The 18,139-nt window shown below is 35.7% G+C and carries 14 protein-coding genes, 1 tRNA gene and 1 pseudogene; 3 read left to right on the top strand and 13 right to left on the bottom strand.

What is annotated here, in order from left to right:
* Window positions 1–326 precede the first annotated feature (326 nt).
* From AC0IWE_RS18070 to AC0IWE_RS18105, 8 genes are all read right to left on the bottom strand, one after another.
* Window positions 327–482, bottom strand: coding sequence for a hypothetical protein (locus AC0IWE_RS18070; RefSeq protein WP_471794150.1), 156 nt, complete (start codon window positions 480–482; stop codon window positions 327–329).
* Window positions 483–1,004: 522 nt separating this feature from the next.
* Window positions 1,005–1,346: a hypothetical protein gene (locus AC0IWE_RS18075; RefSeq protein WP_471794151.1), complete on the bottom strand. Its 342-nt coding sequence runs from the start codon at window positions 1,344–1,346 to the stop codon at window positions 1,005–1,007.
* A 195-nt stretch (window positions 1,347–1,541) separates the two neighbouring features.
* On the bottom strand, window positions 1,542–2,597 hold the full coding sequence (locus AC0IWE_RS18080) for a restriction endonuclease subunit S domain-containing protein (protein ID WP_471794152.1): 1,056 nt from the start codon (window positions 2,595–2,597) through the stop codon (window positions 1,542–1,544).
* A 43-nt stretch (window positions 2,598–2,640) separates the two neighbouring features.
* Entirely contained in the window at window positions 2,641–2,931 is a 291-nt protein-coding gene (locus tag AC0IWE_RS18085) for a hypothetical protein (protein WP_471794153.1), read from the bottom strand.
* 33 nt (window positions 2,932–2,964) lie between these two features.
* The gene (locus tag AC0IWE_RS18090) at window positions 2,965–5,757 is read right to left on the bottom strand and encodes an N-6 DNA methylase (protein WP_471794154.1); all 2,793 of its coding nucleotides are present in this window, start codon (window positions 5,755–5,757) and stop codon (window positions 2,965–2,967) included.
* A gap of 117 nt (window positions 5,758–5,874) precedes the next feature.
* A tRNA-Lys gene (locus AC0IWE_RS18095) sits at window positions 5,875–5,950 on the bottom strand.
* Window positions 5,951–6,141: 191 nt separating this feature from the next.
* Window positions 6,142–6,840, bottom strand: coding sequence for an NUDIX hydrolase (locus AC0IWE_RS18100; protein WP_055906887.1), 699 nt, complete (start codon window positions 6,838–6,840; stop codon window positions 6,142–6,144).
* Between the two features lies 1 nt (window position 6,841).
* Window positions 6,842–7,513: an HAD family hydrolase gene (locus AC0IWE_RS18105; RefSeq protein WP_471794155.1), complete on the bottom strand. Its 672-nt coding sequence runs from the start codon at window positions 7,511–7,513 to the stop codon at window positions 6,842–6,844.
* Between the two features lie 194 nt (window positions 7,514–7,707).
* Here AC0IWE_RS18105 and AC0IWE_RS18110 point away from each other — a divergent pair, with 194 nt between their 5' ends.
* Entirely contained in the window at window positions 7,708–8,871 is a 1,164-nt protein-coding gene (locus AC0IWE_RS18110; protein ID WP_471794156.1) for an aldose epimerase family protein, read from the top strand.
* 78 nt (window positions 8,872–8,949) lie between these two features.
* Here AC0IWE_RS18110 and AC0IWE_RS18115 read toward each other — a convergent pair whose 3' ends face one another.
* The 5 genes and pseudogenes from AC0IWE_RS18115 to AC0IWE_RS18135 all read right to left on the bottom strand — a co-directional run bounded on the left by AC0IWE_RS18115 (window position 8,950) and on the right by AC0IWE_RS18135 (window position 13,342).
* Window positions 8,950–10,119 (bottom strand): alpha-hydroxy acid oxidase, encoded by a 1,170-nt coding sequence (locus tag AC0IWE_RS18115; protein WP_471794157.1) that lies wholly within the window; start codon window positions 10,117–10,119, stop codon window positions 8,950–8,952.
* A 406-nt stretch (window positions 10,120–10,525) separates the two neighbouring features.
* Window positions 10,526–11,347 carry an amidohydrolase family protein gene (locus AC0IWE_RS18120; protein ID WP_471794158.1) on the bottom strand — a complete coding sequence of 274 codons (822 nt, stop codon included), beginning with the start codon at window positions 11,345–11,347 and terminating at the stop codon, window positions 10,526–10,528.
* Window positions 11,348–11,358: 11 nt separating this feature from the next.
* Window positions 11,359–11,688, bottom strand: coding sequence for an L-rhamnose mutarotase (locus AC0IWE_RS18125; protein ID WP_471794159.1), 330 nt, complete (start codon window positions 11,686–11,688; stop codon window positions 11,359–11,361).
* A 1-nt stretch (window position 11,689) separates the two neighbouring features.
* A pseudogene (locus AC0IWE_RS18130) lies at window positions 11,690–12,545 on the bottom strand (fumarylacetoacetate hydrolase family protein).
* 32 nt (window positions 12,546–12,577) lie between these two features.
* A complete protein-coding gene (locus AC0IWE_RS18135) occupies window positions 12,578–13,342 on the bottom strand; it encodes an SDR family NAD(P)-dependent oxidoreductase (RefSeq protein ID WP_055906864.1) in 765 nt (254 codons plus the stop codon).
* A 267-nt stretch (window positions 13,343–13,609) separates the two neighbouring features.
* On the opposite strand from AC0IWE_RS18135, the gene AC0IWE_RS18140 reads away from it, so the two are divergent.
* On the top strand, window positions 13,610–16,345 hold the full coding sequence (locus AC0IWE_RS18140) for an alpha-d-galacturonidase (RefSeq protein WP_471794160.1): 2,736 nt from the start codon (window positions 13,610–13,612) through the stop codon (window positions 16,343–16,345).
* Complete coding sequence (locus AC0IWE_RS18145) at window positions 16,345–17,898, top strand: MGH1-like glycoside hydrolase domain-containing protein (RefSeq protein WP_471794161.1); 1,554 nt, start codon at window positions 16,345–16,347, stop codon at window positions 17,896–17,898. The genes AC0IWE_RS18140 and AC0IWE_RS18145 overlap by 1 nt, the downstream gene beginning before the upstream one ends.
* Window positions 17,899–18,139: the final 241 nt, after the last annotated feature.

The following is an 18,139-nucleotide window of genomic DNA, read 5'->3' on the forward strand; positions in this document are numbered from 1 at the left end:
AGGAGGACGATGAAGCAATTTTTCATGCTAGTAATTGTTTTAGAGATAACTTTCTAAGCTGGAAGACTTTCCGAAGAACGATTTAGTTAAGCCCTTCGGCTAGGCAACCATTGATAGATTTTAATAAAAAGCGTCGTCATCTCGACTGGAACGCAGTGAAATGGGGAAATCTATTACGTTAATTTCTCGGCTATGTTGGAGCGGTCGACATTGTTAGGCACGAAGCATTTTTCATATTTCTTTACTCAATTTATTATTGGATCAATACGCAAAGAGATGCTAAATAAAATTTAGCATCTCTTAAATAAATTGTGTTGTTTCAATATTTAACCTCTTCCAGGATAATACGTTTTCACATAATTAATATCTCCTTGCGAAATTGTGGTGTTGCTTGGTGCAATTGCAATATTATTGGTTGTAAAGCGCGCCTGAACAGGATAGTGCATAATTGATTTGGTATCATATTCTTTAAATAAGCTCATTAATTCACTAGAGCAACGATTTACTATATTCACGCTAATTACACGTTTAAATTAGTAAAATTGCTTAAAACGCTTTAAAATGAAAGTGCAAATTTATATCATTGACATAAATGCCATATTGAAGTTTACAGAGGAAGTAAAGCAAAGCAAATAGAATTTGGTAAAGTTAGTCCCATAGTTGGGACACGTTGGAGTATGTTATAGGCGAACTCCAACGAACTAACCCTAACTTTCTCTAATTATTTATTTTTTTTAATAATGTAATTCGTTAATCTATTTTTGGCGTTTCAAGTTCAATTTATAATGTTTCCAACTATCAATCCACTATAATCATTAGCCATGGATAAATTATCTAATACTCCAGCTACAGTGTGATGAAGTGTATATATCAAGTCCTCAATGATTGATATACATTCCATTCCTAACGAAATATTTAGTTTTCATATGTGTATAATAGGGAGATTTTAGAGTTCCTCGGCTTCTTAGAACTTTATTATTCTCCTATTACCACAAGCTAGTGGGTTAAAAATAACCCAACTCATATATTAAATTAACCCTTTTTATCAAAAGCAATAAAAATATCATAGAAATCAGAAACCCTACTGCTAACATTATCTTTGTCAAAGGAGTATGAACAATTTCTTCCCAACGCATAAAACCACCGTGCATAAATTGGTGCATGTGGCAATTAGCTATAAAATTTGACAAACTTACAAGGATTAAACCTATACCCAACCCGAACAAATGTTTTGAATTCAAAAATTCACCACCTTCAAAAAAAGGCGCAATACAACTTAAGATACCTAGATAAAGAGTAACTCCATACCATCTATCTAACTTAATCTGTTTTAGTAAATCTCCCATAGTAATAATAATTTGATTATTTATGTAACAATGTAGATGTAAATATAAAAATTACAAAAAATAAACAATAGGGATTTGCCATTAAGTTTTCCACATGCTAACTATCAAACATTTAACAAACTAGTGTAAAATTGGTATACTTTATTTTAACCTAATATGCTGAGATATTACTTCTATTTAAGTACCTGAAAATATTTAAACTACATTTCTCGTTATAGCCTCTTCAATTATTTTATTAAGCTCATGTTGTTTTTCTTCAACTTGTTTATCAATTAATTGTTGTTCGTCCAGTTGTGTTTTTATTAACATAACCAAATTTTCTTGTTCTTTTATAGGCGGAATAGGTAGTCTAAAGTTCAAAAGTTCAGTCGACGATACTTTTACCATTGTTTGATTTTTGCCTTTCGCTACATACTTGAAATACAAACGACCAATAAACGAGTTGAAAATATAACTTAGATATTCTTTATTTATTGAGGCGACATCTAACTCTAAGCGGATGTATAAGTCTGGGAATAAAATATCTTCTTCAACATCTATATTAACAATTGAAGCAAGAGCAACTAAATCAACTGTGTTTCCTCTACTAACAAAAAAGTCTCCTTTCTTTACAAAAAAGTCTTCAATATTATTTCTAGTTTCTTCTGTAGCTTTTGAAGGTTCGATTTTAAGAATACCATCAAAGTTAAAATTCTCCTGTCCTAAAATTGGAATTCCTTCTCCACCATCCACGGATAACGGACTCCAACCATTCTTTATAGATTTAATAAAACGTCCAAGAGTATGAATGCAATCAATTTCTTGGTAAAGATGAGTTTGGATATATTGCATTTTGCTCCATCTCAGTCCGCTTCTTAATCCTGAATTTAATAACCCAATATTAGCTAATGAACTGTTTATATATATATTTTTATCTAATTCATCTACTGCCTTTAGTTCAATTCTAAAATAGTCAGTAAAAGCTTTATTGAGTATTTCTGCAGTTTGAAGTTTTGATTTTTTTAGGGCATTGATTTCTTTTTCAAGAGGTTGTATTTCACTAACTATTTTATCTTGAATGGATTTGCTAATGTCTGGAATTAAAATTTTAAGAAAATCATCTTGTTTATATGAAGAAATACCAATGCCACGATATAAATTCTTATCAAGAACAGATTTAAGCCGATTTGATCTTAGTAAATACAGAACAAATTTGCGGTTCCACTTTTCGTTTACTTGGAAGATATAAAAACCGTTAGAGAATACATACATTGATAAATCAAAATCAAAATTTAAAGCTGGTGTTCTTGCTCCTTTAAAGACTCGAAATTAAAATGCAACTTTCATCAGCCTTATATCTTAATCTATTAGGGTGTTCATCCTTTGTAATAATTTGGGTACTAGTGATATCTCCAAATTCGTTTGTGAATTCTCGCCCTGTTGGAACACCTAGGTAATTTTCACCTTCTTCAAATTCAAACAGTTGATAAGAGGGTTTGAGAATATTTTTAAGTGTAATTAAGTTTGAACTTTTAGTTTTAAAAATATCAAACCCTGTTTCATTTATAAAAGAATGAAATTTAGTGTCAATTCTTGTTTGTATCATCTTGTTTAAGCGATGATAATTTTGTTCTGAATATTAATCCCATAACACATCTTTTCTAATGTTATCTAATATGGTTAATGATTCAGATGTGCGAAGCACAACATCATCACTTTTATAACGTGAGAGCACACCATTTTTAAAGTGACTAATAAGTTCGCTATCTGTTCTTTCTGTATATTCTGGTCGGAGTTTGTCCGCTTCGTAGTATTTTTTGAAAATATCAAATACTTGATTTTTTTCGATTTCAGCCTGGTTAATTTTTATGTTTTGTGCTTCAATGTCGGCATTGAGTTTTTCCGCTTTCTTTTTTAATACATCGGTTTCTTTGCCGTCGATCTTTTCATTAACTATTCCGAGTTCCGTTTTTAGTTCACTCAACTGCTCTCTTAAAATTTTAGTGTCAAGTTCGTAGCCTTCCAAGGTTTGTTTTGTATCAATTGTGTTGGGAGCATATTCAATATCGTAAAGGTCGTTTGGCATTGGGTTTTCGCCTCTTTTAGTACGTTTGTAGCCAACATTTTCAGCTTCTGCCATAAAAATATCATAATCCATTTCTTTGGCTACTTCACCAAATACCCACCAAGCATTGTAAAAGCCAAATACAGAGGTTTCCTTTTCAAATTTTGAAAGAACTTCAATTTCTTCACTGTATTTGTTTAAAAGTTCTTTTGGATTGAGAACTTCATCTTCAGAAGTGATGTAGTCTTTCAAGAAACGTGTGATGTTAGCTTTTATATGCTTTAAATCTTCCTTGTTAATGACTTCAACTGCATCATTATCTTCTTTCTCTAAAAGTTTGTTTAGGTCGGTTGTGAGTTCTCTTACCCAAGCAAATTTTTTACTGAGCTTGGCTTCATTCACAAAATAGTCGTAATAGCGAACCACACGAGTTTTAAGTTTTGCCCATTCACTTCCATACTTGTCCCATAGCTCATTCCATTGTTCTACTTGGTTTTTTGTTTTCTTTTGGGCAAAAAGTAAGCTTGTTTTAGTTGAGGTGTAAGGTTCAAACGTTACCTGCGGTAAACTCACTATAGCCTTAATAACAAAATACTTAAAAAGGAATAATCGAATGTATTTATTTTCAGTCGTGTCAAAAACGCTTTCTGGCAACACAACACCTAAACGACCCCCTTCTTTTAAAAGTTGGTAGTAGCGTTCAATAAATAAATTTTCAGAGTTTTTTTTGTCGCCAAATACAAATGCGTTTTTTACCTCCCTTTGTGTTTGCGTATCCAAATCAACACTAAAAGGTGGGTTACTTATTGCAACATCAAATTTTGCGTTTACATCCTTGCCGTTGTAAAGTGTTTCTGAATTTGCAGTTTCTAAATAGTTAGGGGATGTTTCTTTCACATAAAAGCGGAAAGGTAATAAGCCATCTTTAACAAAAATGTTGGTTGAACCATCACCATGTAGAATCATATTTACTTTTGAGGCTGTACCTAAATCAAAATTTATTTCAGAACCATATAAATAGTTTCTAGCCCATTTATTTTCTTGGTAATCTGGCTTGAACAATTCTTCAAAACGCCATTTTACATCTTTACTAGTTTTAACTTTATTAAATTGTTTGTATTTAACTTCTTTGGTTATTAACTTCATAGCTTCAACTAAATAGGTTCCACTTCCTGCTGAAGGATCAATAATAAGCGGTAATTCCCTTTCCCTGTTCAGTCGGTCAATCGCTAATTTGTCAAGTTGCAACGCATAAAGTAAAAAGTTAACAATTGGGGTAGGAGTAAAAAACTGTCCTTTATTTTGTTTGAAACCATCTCTTGTAATGCTTTCAAAGAAATCACCTAATATATCTTTTCCGTCTAATGAACTACGTCCTTCCAAAAATGAAAAATTTTCTAAGGATTGAACGGTATAAATTAGTTTGTTTAAGGGAAACTTGTTTCTGTTGACTACATTGTCATCATCAATTTTTTGTTGTTCTGATACATTAAGCTGTTCTTTTAAAGCTCTTTTATAAAGTTGGTTTATTCGGTCATAAACTCTTTCAGATGCTTCAACGTGACTGCCGTATTGATAAATTTGAAAATCATATTCTTGTCCGTCCTCCTTTTCGTATTCATCCTGAATTTTAGCAAGAATGATATTTACAAGTGAATAGAAAATTTCACTATCGTTTGTTCCACCTCCTCCCCAAAGTACATTATGTAAGTTTCTGCCTAAGCCTTCAATTTCTTCACGATTGATTTTTGTTCTTAAATCATGTTTTTCATCCCCTTTAACAAGCGGCTGTTTCTTGGGCTCTCCATAACCAGCCGTTAGCTCAATTCCGATGGAAATAAACCCGTCATTTTCCCAATCGGCATAGTTTCGATATTTTTCAAAATCAATGATAATCGCTTTATCTAAAAAACCTTCATCTTGTAGATCGGCTGTATAGTATACCAGATATTTTAATTTGTTTTTATAGTCTTTTTCTTCTGCATGTGCTAAAGAAAAAAGTTGCCCTTCAATATCTTCTTTGCCTTTCTCAAACTTTTCGGGGGCTTTCGCTTCTATGAAAAAGAAAGGATTACCTTCATCGTCTTTGACGATAATGTCGATACGCGGAGATAATTTTCCATGTCCAGCTTTTACCGAATATTCTTTTTCAATTTCTATATTTTCAGGTTTATAGTCAAGCTCATTTACTAGGCGATCAACAAGAAATGCTCTTACAACTTCTTCGTTGCCTGTCAAGGATTTTAAAATTCTGTTATTCTTTATCTTCTCGGAATATTGAACGGTTGCTTTATCAATGTTGATTTTAGCAACAATGTTTTTTCGATTATGTAGTTTTTGTTCAATAATTTGTTTCCAATCCTTCATTACATTTTTTTTTGTAAAAATAACATTTAAGAGAGTAAAACAAAATTGACAGTAATAATGACAGTAAAATAAAAAAAGCCCTGTAATCTATTGAATTACAAGGCTTTAATTTTACTCTGGTGATCCCGCTGGGATTCGAACCCAGGACCACTACATTAAAAGTGTAATGCTCTACCAGCTGAGCTACGGAATCGTTTCCCTTTGTTTAAGGAGGTGCAAATATAGATATTTATCTTTTTCTTGCAAATAATTTTTTAAAATGTTTGAGCTGTTTTTTGCTGTGGTTAAAATACTTACTTATAACTTGCTGATTTTAAATTTTATAGGTCATTAAATAATTTTAAAATATTTTTTCTTAACCTATAAAATTCATATAAATGAGCGCTATTTGCTTGCTTTAGGGATAAAATTAAGGAAAGATTGAAACTGAGCTTTGTGTTTATTCTTATCAAGTTTAAAATAAAAGGCTCCTCTTCTCGAACTTGATTTATCTTTTTCAGTCTGTTTTATCAATAATCCACTTGCGGTAATCTTGCGTATAAAATTCCGGTTATCTATTGGTGAGTCGTAAACCTGCTCATATAAAGCCTGAAGTTGTGGTATTGTGAAGCGTTTAGGCAAAAGTTCGAATAAAACAGGGTGGAGGGCAGCCTGATAACGGATTTTATCCATTGCCGCTTTCACCATTATGTTATGGTCAAAAATCAATTCAGGAACTTCTTTCAGCTTAAACCACTCCGCATGGTATTGATCGTTAATTTGTTTGCTGTATTTGTTAATATCAATCAGGGCAAAATAAACCACTGAAACCGTACGTTCAATAGGGTCACGGTCTGGGCGACCATAGGCATGAAGTTGTTCCAGATAAACATCATGTAAACCTGTCAATTCCAATAAAATTCTTTTTGCAGCACCGTCGAGGTCTTCCTGCTCGCCAATAAAACCACCCATTAAACTCCATTGATCTTTAATTGGCTCAATGGCCCTTTTAATCACCAAAAGTTTTAGCTGTTCTCCGTCATAGCCAAAAATAATGCAGTCTACTGCAACAAGAACAGGTTTTTGATTTAAATATTTTCCCATGTTAAAAAAGCGTATTTAATTTAGCGTCAGTATAATCTGTAATGTAACCTAAGATATTTGGATAACCATCAAATTCTTCGATGGTGTGCGTAGTTGTTAAAACAATGCATTGCATGCCTGCGTTTAAGGCCGATTCTACACCTTTAGGTGCATCTTCAAACACCAAACAGTCTGCGGGTTCAATATTTAAAGCCGCCGCTGCCTTCAAAAATGTTTCAGGGTCTGGTTTACTGGTTTCAACATCATCCGCACTTACGATGGCATTCATATAGTGGCGGATATTGAGTCCATCTATTACAAAATCGATGTTAAAAGGTGGGGCCGCAGAGCCGATTGCCATTTTAATATTGGCATTTTTCGAACGCTCCAGAAACAGGTCTAAGCCATTAATAAGTGCCAGGTGGGGCATATAACCTTGCTGATAACGTTTTTCCTTATCGGTAGAAAGCCGTACTATCTCTTCGGCGGTAAATTTATTTTTCCCAAAAACGCGTTCCAAAACCTCATGGTTTTTACCATACATTTCTTTTTTTACACTTTCGTAATCGAGCTTGGCACCCAAATCTTCCGTCATAATACCGTACCAGGCCATAGTATGGTACTCCATATCATTAATCATGGTGCCATTTAAATCAAAAAGAAAGGCTTTAGGCTTAAAATTAAAATGATGCATATTACTGCTAAAATATGTGATTTTTTTTACTGTTTAGAATCATCACTAATAATATAAGAATAATAGTTATAATCGTTACTTTGACGTTAATAATTTTTTGCTACTTTAGCTTTAACCAAAAATAAATCAATATGAAGTCGCGTGTATCCTGTAAATGAATGCAGGTTCAGGTTTGCTTCCTCAAATTTTAATCCATGAAAAAAATATTCTTTAAGGCCTTGCCTTTCGCTACATTATGTTTAGCCATTGCTTTTTCTTCCTGTAATCCTAAATCTGATAAGGGAGCACAAACCACTGCGCAAACCGATACGTTTAAATACAGCACAACCCTTGATGGAAAAAGTGTTAAGCTATACACCTTAAAAAACAAACAAGGGGCTTCCGTTTCCATCACTAATTATGGTGGGAGGGTAGTATCACTTTTAGTGCCTGATAAAGATAATAAGTTAACTGATGTTGTTTTAGGATACGATAGCATAGGTGCTTACCGCAAAAAAGGAGAGCCGTTTTTTGGTGCATTAATCGGGAGATATGGAAACCGAATTGGCAAAGGCAAATTTACTTTGGAAGGAAAAGAATATACTTTGCAGCTTAACGATGGCGTAAATACCTTACATGGTGGCACGGATGGCTTTTTCTCGAAAGTTTGGGAAGCCAAACAGGTGGATAGTCAAAAACTGGAGCTTAATTACGTTTCTAGTGATGGCGAAGCGGGTTACCCTGGAAAACTTGATGTTAAGGTAACCTATACCCTAACCGATGATAATGCTTTGCAGATTGATTATTTAGCAACAACTGATAAAACAACCGTTGTAAATTTAACCAACCATGCTTATTTTAACCTAAATGGAGAAGGAAACAGCACAATCCTTGATCATGAATTAAGTATTGATGCCAATGCTTATACACCTGTAGATTCTACTTTAATCCCAACCGGGAAATTAACACCTGTAGCTGGAACAGCATTTGATTTTAACAAAGCTAAAACCATCGGAAAATCCATCGGAGAAAATGATCAGCAGTTAAAATTTGGCAAAGGCTACGATCATAATTTTGTATTAACCCATCACGATGGCAAAACACCTGTAGCTACCGTAAAAAGCCCGGTTACGGGTATTATCCTCGAGGTTTACACGGTAGAACCGGGTTTACAGTTTTACAGCGGAAACTTTTTAACCGGTGCAGATAAGGATGGTAAAGGTAAAAAAGCATATCCTCATCGTTCAGCTTTCTGTTTAGAAACACAGCATTTTCCTGATGCACCAAATCATCCAAATTTTGCATCAACTGTGCTTAAACCAGGCGAAACTTATAAAACAAGTACAACTTATAAGTTTTCTAAAGCATCAATTAAATAAGTTGAATATCCGTATTACTACAAAAAAAGCAAGACTTTTGGTCTTGCTTTTTTGTTTATTCTGTTTTAAAATTCAATTTTAAGGGTTTAACAACCGATCAGGAAACTGAGTAATTTTCTCAATGGTTAATTGTTGCATAATCTGGTATAGATGAGTTTTAAACATATTAATGGTATGCTCGCCACCCTCGTTACCCAGCGCACCAACTCCATACATAAATGGCCGGCCCATAAAGTTAAATTCAGATCCAACGGCATGCGCTCTTGCTAAATCAACACCCGAACGGATACCACCATCTAACATGATCTTTAATTTTGATTTATAAAGTGGATTGTTTGCCAATTTAATCAGTGAATTGATTGAAGATTCACCTGCATCAATTTGTCTGCCACCATGATTGGAAACAATTACACCATCCGCACCGATCTGGATAGCAGCCTGCATATCTTCGTCAGTTGTGATTCCTTTCAGTACTAGTGGCCCTTTCCAGAGATCACGAATGGCTGCAACCTTCTCAATATCAACCTTGCCGGTAAATGTTTTGTTCATAAACTGCCCAAGTTGCGACATGTCAAGGCCTTTTTCCATATAAGGCTTTAAGGTTGCAAATGATGGAATTCCGTGTTGCAGAGTTTTAATGCCCCACAGCGGGCGGGCAAAAGCCTGCAAAATATTGTTGATTGACATTTTTGGTGGAATAGATAAACCACTCTTAATTTCTTTATACCGCAAACCAAATGCAGGTACATCTACCAGAACAACCAATACAGGGCATTCAACAGCTTTTAAGCGATTTAAAATATCATCTCTCAAACTATTTTCAGTAGGATGGTACAATTGAAACCATGCTTTCCCTTCGGATACTTCGGCAATTCGTTCGATACTACTGGTAGATACGGTGCTTAAAGTATAAGGAACATCGGCTTTAGCGGCAGCTTTTGCTAAAATTTCGGGTGCATTAGGCCACATCAAACCCTGCAAGCCGATAGGAGATATCCCAAACGGAGCACTGTAACGACGGCCAAACAACTCGACCGACATATCAATATCTCCACCAACGCGTAAGTAATTCGGTTTAAGGTAAATATTATCGAAATCGCTCTCGTTCCGCGATAAATTAAGTCCCTCATTACAACCGCCCTCCAGGTAATCAAAAGCAAATTTTGGAATTCTCGATTTTGCTTTGCTTCTTAAGTCGGCTACAGAAGGAAATTGAGGGTTGTAAGGGAATGTAATCTTTTTACTCATATTTAAATATTGTATTGGTCAGATTCTATTTTAAAAAGCGAAAACTAATGTTTTATATTATGTTTTCCATCCTGCTCTATCTGCTATTTTGCAATTATCGTTTTATGTTGGCTATCATTAATCATTCTTACCCTCGCTAGGAATAATTGTGCTTACAAATCGTAAAATACGATATGCTAACGATGTTATTTCCAGTTTAATTCTGGTTACATACGGCTCACAGGGCATTAGTTTCTTGCGTTCCTCATACTTATTTCATTGCTTACACGCTTTTTCTAAAGCGTCCAAGCAGGTGAGGTTCGTCATGCAGAACTTTTTTTAACATCTTTCATGCTATTCCTATTTACTAAAAATAACAGATCCTGAAACAAGTTCAGGATAACGGCAATTATAAGAATCAAGCGTATTAAACCTGATAAAAAGCTTTAGCATTATCAGTGAAAATTAATTTCCTTTCAACTGCAGAAAACTGTGCTGCGTATTTAGTAACTAAATTAAACCAATCTTCATATGGGCGGCTGATTAACATTACCGGCCAATCGCTGCCATACATTACTCTTTCAACACCGAAATGCTCAAAAATTGAGTCGAAACAATTAAAAAGTTCTTTTTCTTTCCAATTTTTCCAGTCTGCTTCTGCTAGTAAGCCAGAAACTTTGCAGCTTACATTTGGGTTTGAAGCCAAGGTTTTAATATTTGCCGACCAGGTTTGTAAATCCTGATTTTTAACATCAGGTTTACCGCAGTGATCCAGTACAAATGGCTGATCAGGGATTTGATCAACCATTTTAATAATATCTGTCAATTGATCGTGGTAACACAATAAATCGTAGGTGTAATTGTATTTTTTCAGCAAATTAATGCCTGCAATGAACTTTTTGTTCAGGATAAAATCACTGTTTTCAGCTTGCAGAACATGTCGCCAGCCTTTAATGGTTTTAAAATTACCCCAATAAGTTAAACGTTCTTCCAAATCAGGATTAAGCAGATCTATCCAGCCCACAATGCCCTTTATAATTTCATTTTGCTCAGCCAGTCGGAGTAAAAACTGATTTTCTTCTTCGGATTGATTGGCCTGCACAGCAATACAACCTGTAATTTGAAGTTCGTTAAACGTCCTCAATAGGTTTTTTGGAGAAAAATCCTTGCGGATGGCCATCATTTCCTCGCTTATCCAGCTGTCTCTAACGGGATCAAAATTCCAGAAATGTACGTGTGTATCAATCATATATAAAGAGGTTAAAGTTTAAATATCTGATCCATTAAAATCCATTTTTCTCCAGGCTTCGAACCAGGTAATGCCTGCTGGTATTTCCACATTAAATTTTCCCATTCCAGCACTTTTGGGTTAGCTAAGTCTGCTTTCGATTTTTGTTCAAAAGAAAAGCTTTCATTCACCTCCATAATCATAAACAGCCGATTGCCAAGCAGATATATTTCTAAGTTTTCAATACCCGATGAGCTGATGCTTTCTTTAATTTCAGGCCAAACCGCTTTATGATACTGCTTATACTCTTCTATAAGCTTTTCATCATTTACAAGATCGAGTGTTAAGCAGTATCTTTCCATTTTAGTTTTCACTATAAGCTTTAACGTTTTGCTTACTAGAGCCTAAACCGTCTATACCCAATTCAACCACATCACCAGCTTTTAAATACCATGGCTCGGGTTTCTGACCTAAACCTACACCAGCCGGTGTTCCTGTGGTAATTACATCGCCAGGTAAAAGTGTCATAAACTGACTGATGTAAGAAATCATAAATGGCACATTGAAAATCAGGTTCGAGGTATTGCCATCCTGCAAAGTCTTGCCATTTACAGTTAACCAAAGGCGAAGATTGTGTACATCGGCAATTTCATCCTGGGTAGCAATAAATGGTCCGATAGGAGCAAAAGTATCGCAGCTTTTTCCTTTAACCCATTGTCCGTTCCTTTCAATCTGGAACTCGCGCTCACTATAATCATTATGCAAAACATAACCCGCAATATGATCTAATGCATTTTCTTCAGCAACATAACTCGCTTTTTTGCCAATCACAATTGCCAATTCTACTTCCCAGTCGGTTTTTTTACTATTTTTTGGGATAATTAAGTCATCATTTGGCCCAACAATAGCTGAAGTAGCTTTAAAGAACAAAATTGGTTCTGATGGGATAGGAGGCATTGGTTTCTGCTGCGTGATCTTTATAGTTTAAGCCCACACAAATAATTTTTGAAGGACGGGCCAAAGCCGGACCAAGGCGCACACCTTTATCAACCTGAGGTAAATCAGCGGTTTGGATAGCGGTCTTTAATTTCTCCAAGCCATCACCACCAAAAAATTCTTCGTTATAATCATTAACCAAAGCAGAAACATCAAAATAGTTATCATTAATAATTACTCCAGGTTTTTCAGCTCCGGCTTCGCCAAATCGTATTAATTTCATTGTAAAATGCTTTATTGTATTTGAAAATATTATTAATTGTTTAAGGTAGTAAATCCACCGTCAATCGGGTAATCGCAGCCTGTAATAAAAGAGGCTTCATCGCTGCATAGGTATAAAGCAAGGGCACCAACTTCTTCTGGTTTTGCCATTCTGCCAATAGGTTGTGTTTTAGAAAGTTTTTCGAACATTTCGGGGATATTATCCGGATAGTTTTTCTGTAAAAATCCATCCACAAAAGGCGTATGAACCCGTGCTGGTGAAATGGAGTTACACCTGATGTTTTCGCCAATATAATCTTTAGCCACACTCATCGTAATTGCTTTTACCGCACCTTTTGCAGCACTATAAACAAAACGATCTGGCAAGCCAATTAACGCAGCAATTGATGCCATATTGATAATTACACCTCCACCAGCTAAACGGATCTGCGGAATGGCTGCATGCAGGCAATTGTAAACGCCTTTTACATTAACACGCATTACCCGGTCAAAATCAGCTTCATCAGTAGTATCTGCCTTGCCGATATGTGCAATACCTGCATTGTTAATCAGGATATTAATCTGGCCAATTTGTTTAAAAACTTCATGTACAGCATTGTGATCAGCAACATCACAACCGTAACTAAAGGCTTCGCCACCATTGGTTTTAATTTCATCGATGGTAGCCTGCGCATGTTCAGTACCCAGCTCTATAATGTGAACCTCAGCACCTTGTTTGGCTAAAATGGTTGCTATGGCTTTTCCAATGCCGCTGCCGCCACCGGTAACAACGGCTTTTTTGTTTTTTAGTGAAAACATGTATATGCTTATAAAATTATAATTGATTAGAATAGGATACAAATAAAATAAATAATGTTGATTAAAAATTTTATCTTCTTGCCTAAATATTAACAGATATTGTCATAACCTGTTTTGAACATATAAACCGCTTTACCTTGCATAAATTTTACAAAGGCAATCGCAAAAATTACTTATATTTGAATATTGTCTTTATATTTAAAGATAATATTTAACCAGATATTGCACCAACTTGCCTGATACAGGTGTTGTTACAGAGCCAATTGAATGAGAAATTTTCTAATTTTTATTTCCTGCTATTTTTTATCCCTATCATTTGTTTATGCTTCAAGCCGTACACAAAAAACGATTGTAATTTCTACAGAAAAGCATGTGCGTGTGCGTTTTGGTGCCGAAAAGCTATCAAAAGCATTAGCCAAATTAAAATATTCATTTACAATTGAACAAAGAGATAAGCTTGGCAAAACGGAGAACGTTATTGCGGTTGGTGTATTTTCCGACAAACTATTTGCCAGTAACCTTCCGTTGGAGATTAAGAATAAAATCTCAGTTACTAAAAAAGAGGGATTTCATATTTATAATGGAAAAAATGGGGTGCTTTATGTAATTGGCAACGATGCATCGGGTGCTTTATATGGCTGTATTGAATTGGCCGACCAGATTGCCAGCACTGGAAAACTGCCAACGCAGATATCCCTGTCCGACCAGCCTGAAATGGTATTGAGAGGCACATGTATCGGCTTGCAAAAACCCGATTACCTACCTGGCCATGATGTTTACGAATATCCTTACACGCCAGAAACATTCCCCTGGTTATATGATAAAGCTTTATGGATCAAGTACCTGGATATGATGGTCGAAAACCGGTATAATTCGCTTTATTTGTGGAACGGACATCCTTTTTCGTCGTTATTGAGGTTAAAAGATTATCCATATGCAGTGGAGGTTGATGATGCCACTTTAAAAAAGAATGAGGAAATTTTCAGTTTCTTAACCACAGAAGCTGATAAACGCGGTATATGGGTGATTCAGATGTTTTACAATATTATTATTCCAAAACCATTTGCCGATAAACATGGCTTAAAAACGCAGGATCGAAACCGTCCGATTATACCGTTAATTGCCGATTATACCCGAAAATCTATTGCTTCTTTTGTAGAAAAATATCCGAATGTGGGTTTAATGGTGGCCTTAGGCGAAGCAATGGAGGGTGTTGGCCAGGATGATATAGATTGGTTTACCAAAACAATAATTCCAGGAGTTAAAGATGGATTAAAAGCCGCAGGCATTAAGGAAGAGCCTCCGATTGTACTACGCGCACATGATACCGATGCTCCAAGTGTAATGAAAGCCGCGCTTCCCTTATATAAAAACCTGTACACTGAAAATAAGTTTAACGGCGAAGCTTTAACAACTTACACACCGCGTGGAGCTTGGGCCGATTTAAATAGAAAATTAGCTGCTATTGGTACAGTTAACATTTCTAACGTGCATATTTTAGCAAACTTGGAACCTTTTCGTTATGGTTCTGCAGATTTTATCCAAAAATCAGTTCAGGCAATGAATAAGATTTATGGGGCAAAAGGATTGCATTTGTATCCGCAAGCGAGTTATTGGGATTGGCCATATTCTGCAGATAATGTAAAAGGAAGATTATTAGAGGTAGACCGCGATTGGATTTGGTATAAGGAATGGGCAAGGTACTCGTGGAATTCGCAAAGAGACCGTAGTCAGGAAATTAACTATTGGGGAAATGAACTGGCCAATAAGTATGGTGTTCATTTAACCGCAGGTAAAGCCATTCTGAATGCTTACGAAGAATCTGGAGAAATATCGCCAAAGCTTTTGCGCAGATATGGCATTACAGATGGAAACCGCCAAACGTTAACCCTTGGCATGTTAATGACTCAGTTGATCAACCCTTTCCGTTATGGTTTATTCACTTTAATGTACGAATCGGAAGCGCCTGAAGGCGAAATGATTATTGAATACGCTGAGAAGGAGTGGAAGAAACAAGGCCATATTGGCGAAACACCAGTACAGGTAGCACGTGAAGTGGTAGCGCATGGCAAAAAAGCAATAGAATCTATTAACGAAGCTGCACCAACTGTAACAAAAGATACTGCGGAATTTAAGCGACTTAAAAACGATATTGATTGCTATGATGAAATGGCCAATTTTTATGCTGAAAAAGTTAAGGCAGCTTTATGGATACTGCGGTATAAAAATTCCAATCAGGTAGCCGATTTAGAACAGGCATTACCATTTTTACAAAAAAGTGTAGACCACTATGCTAAACTGGTTAAATTAACTGAACACAGTTACCTGTATGCCAACAGTATGCAAACCAAGCAACGCAAAATCCCGATGCGTGGTGTAGATAAAACATTTATCCATTGGAAAGAAATGCTGCCTGTTTTTAGTAAAGAACTCGAACATTTTAAACATAGCATCGATTCACTTAAATCGATAAAACAAGGCACAGTTACAGCAATTGTTCCTTATAAAAATGCTGATGTTAAAATCTTAAACGAAACTGAAAGCTATGTGATTGCAAAAGATGCACAGCTTTTTGCCGATACAGCCATTAAAATTAAAGAAGTTGCCGCACAATTGCTGGGTTTAAAAGGAATTAAACTTTCTAAAGAAAAGCAAATTAAAATTGGTACCGAAATCAAATTTACGACAAAAACACCTGTAAAATTGTTAGTTGGCTTTTTTAACCAGAAAGATCCTCAATTTCTTGCTCCACCACAACTGGAAACTGATGCAAGTGCCAATAATTATGGTCAGTCTGAAATTAAGATATCGAATGCACTGGTAGCCAATGGTTTTCCGCCGGTAAATGTTCATGCTTATTCTTTCGCGCCAGGAACACATACTTTAAATTTGGGTAAAGGCACTTGTCTGGTTTTGGGTTTTATTGATGATAAACAAGAATTGCGGATTTTTAATGCAGGTTTGGATGGTAGAGGAAAAGATATAGACTGGTTATTTGAATAATGATGAATACAAGAAATTTTATTGCAACAGCTTCATTGTCGGTATTGACTATAGCGGGATTTGCACAGCAGAAATCAATCCTGGGAACTGATAAATTAAAGAAATATATTACCTATTTCAATTCTATCGATACAGAAGCTGTAAAAAATTATATTCCCAATGCCGAAGCTTTTACATGGATTGCTGAACAGGCACCTTTATTTGAATGCCCTGATACGGTATTGGAGCAAAATTATTACTACCGCTGGTGGACATACCGCAAGCATCTTGTTAAAACGCCTGAGGGTTTTATTTTTACGGAGTTTATCGAACCGGTTAAACATGCCGGCAAATACAATTCCATTAGTTGTGCATTAGGCCATCATATTTATGAGGGCAGGTGGTTAAAAGACAACAGTTATTTAAAAGATTATATCAAATTCTGGCTCTACCATGCCGATGTTGGTCAAACCAAACAGCGTTTCCATCAATTTAGCAGTTGGGTGGATGATGCTGTTTTTCAGAATTTCCTTGTACAACCTGATCAAGGCTTTTTAAAGGAAATTTTGCCCGCATTGGATAAAGATTACGGCAAATGGGAAGCCGAAAGGCAACTTAAAAATGGTTTATTCTGGCAGCATGATGTTAAAGATGGCATGGAAGAATCAATCAGCGGATCAAGGAAAGATCAAAACCAGCGCCCAACTATAAACAGTTACATGTACGGTAATGCCATGGCTTTAGCTAAAATTGCCAAACTTTTAGGTGATGAAACCTTGGCTAATAAATATAGAAATAAAGCAATGGTGCTCAAAAAGTTGGTTCAGGACAGTTTGTGGAATGTTTCTGCCTCATTTTTTGAAACCAGAAAAGCCAAAGGTGGCTCATCAGAGGTGCGAGAAGCCATCGGTTTTACCCCTTGGGACTTTAACCTGCCTGATGACCAGTCTAAATATGCAAAAGCCTGGGATCAGTTGCTTGATACTGCTGGATTTAAAGCACCATGGGGATTAACCACCGCTGAAAGAAGAAACCCAACTTTTAGAACAAGAGGTACAGGGCATAGCTGCGAATGGGATGGTGCACTTTGGCCTTTTGCAAGCACTCAAACGCTAAAAGGTTTGGCAAATCTGCTCACCAACTATAAAAAACATGGTAAAATGACTGCCGAAGTTTTTTATAAAGAACTACATCAGTATGCTGCATCTCATGTAAAAAATGGTAAACCTTACATTGGTGAGTACCAGGATGAAAAAACCGGGGAATGGTTAAAAGGCGATAACCCGCGGAGCAGTTTTTACAATCACTCCACCTTTAATGATTTAATGATCAATGACCTGATTGGCATAAAACCACGTGAGGATAATGTACTTGAAATTTCACCATTAATTCCTAAGAACCAGTGGGATTGGTTTATGTTAGATCAAGTTTCGTATCACCATAAAACCCTGACTATTTTGTGGGATAAAACCGGAAAAAAATATAATAAGGGTAAGGGCTTATTGGTGTTTATTGATGGTAAAGAAATTTATAAAGGCAAAGATTTGAAGCCTTTAAAAGTGCAGATGAATTAAAAGGAAAGTCCTTGGTCTGTGTCCTCACATACCGGATATCCATTGAGTAAAAAGCGATAAAATCGCTGTTTTCGAACATCCTCGTTACAAACGGGGACGATGAATGGTGAAAATGAATTAAATCGGTCGTCATTTCGACTGGAGCGAAGCGAAACGGAGAAATCTTTAAACTTTTTTTAGTAACGTTCAAAGATTTCTCCACTACGGTGGACATGACGAAAAAGCGATAAAATATAACCAA

The sequence above is a fragment of the Pedobacter sp. AC402 genome, assembly GCF_979252805.1.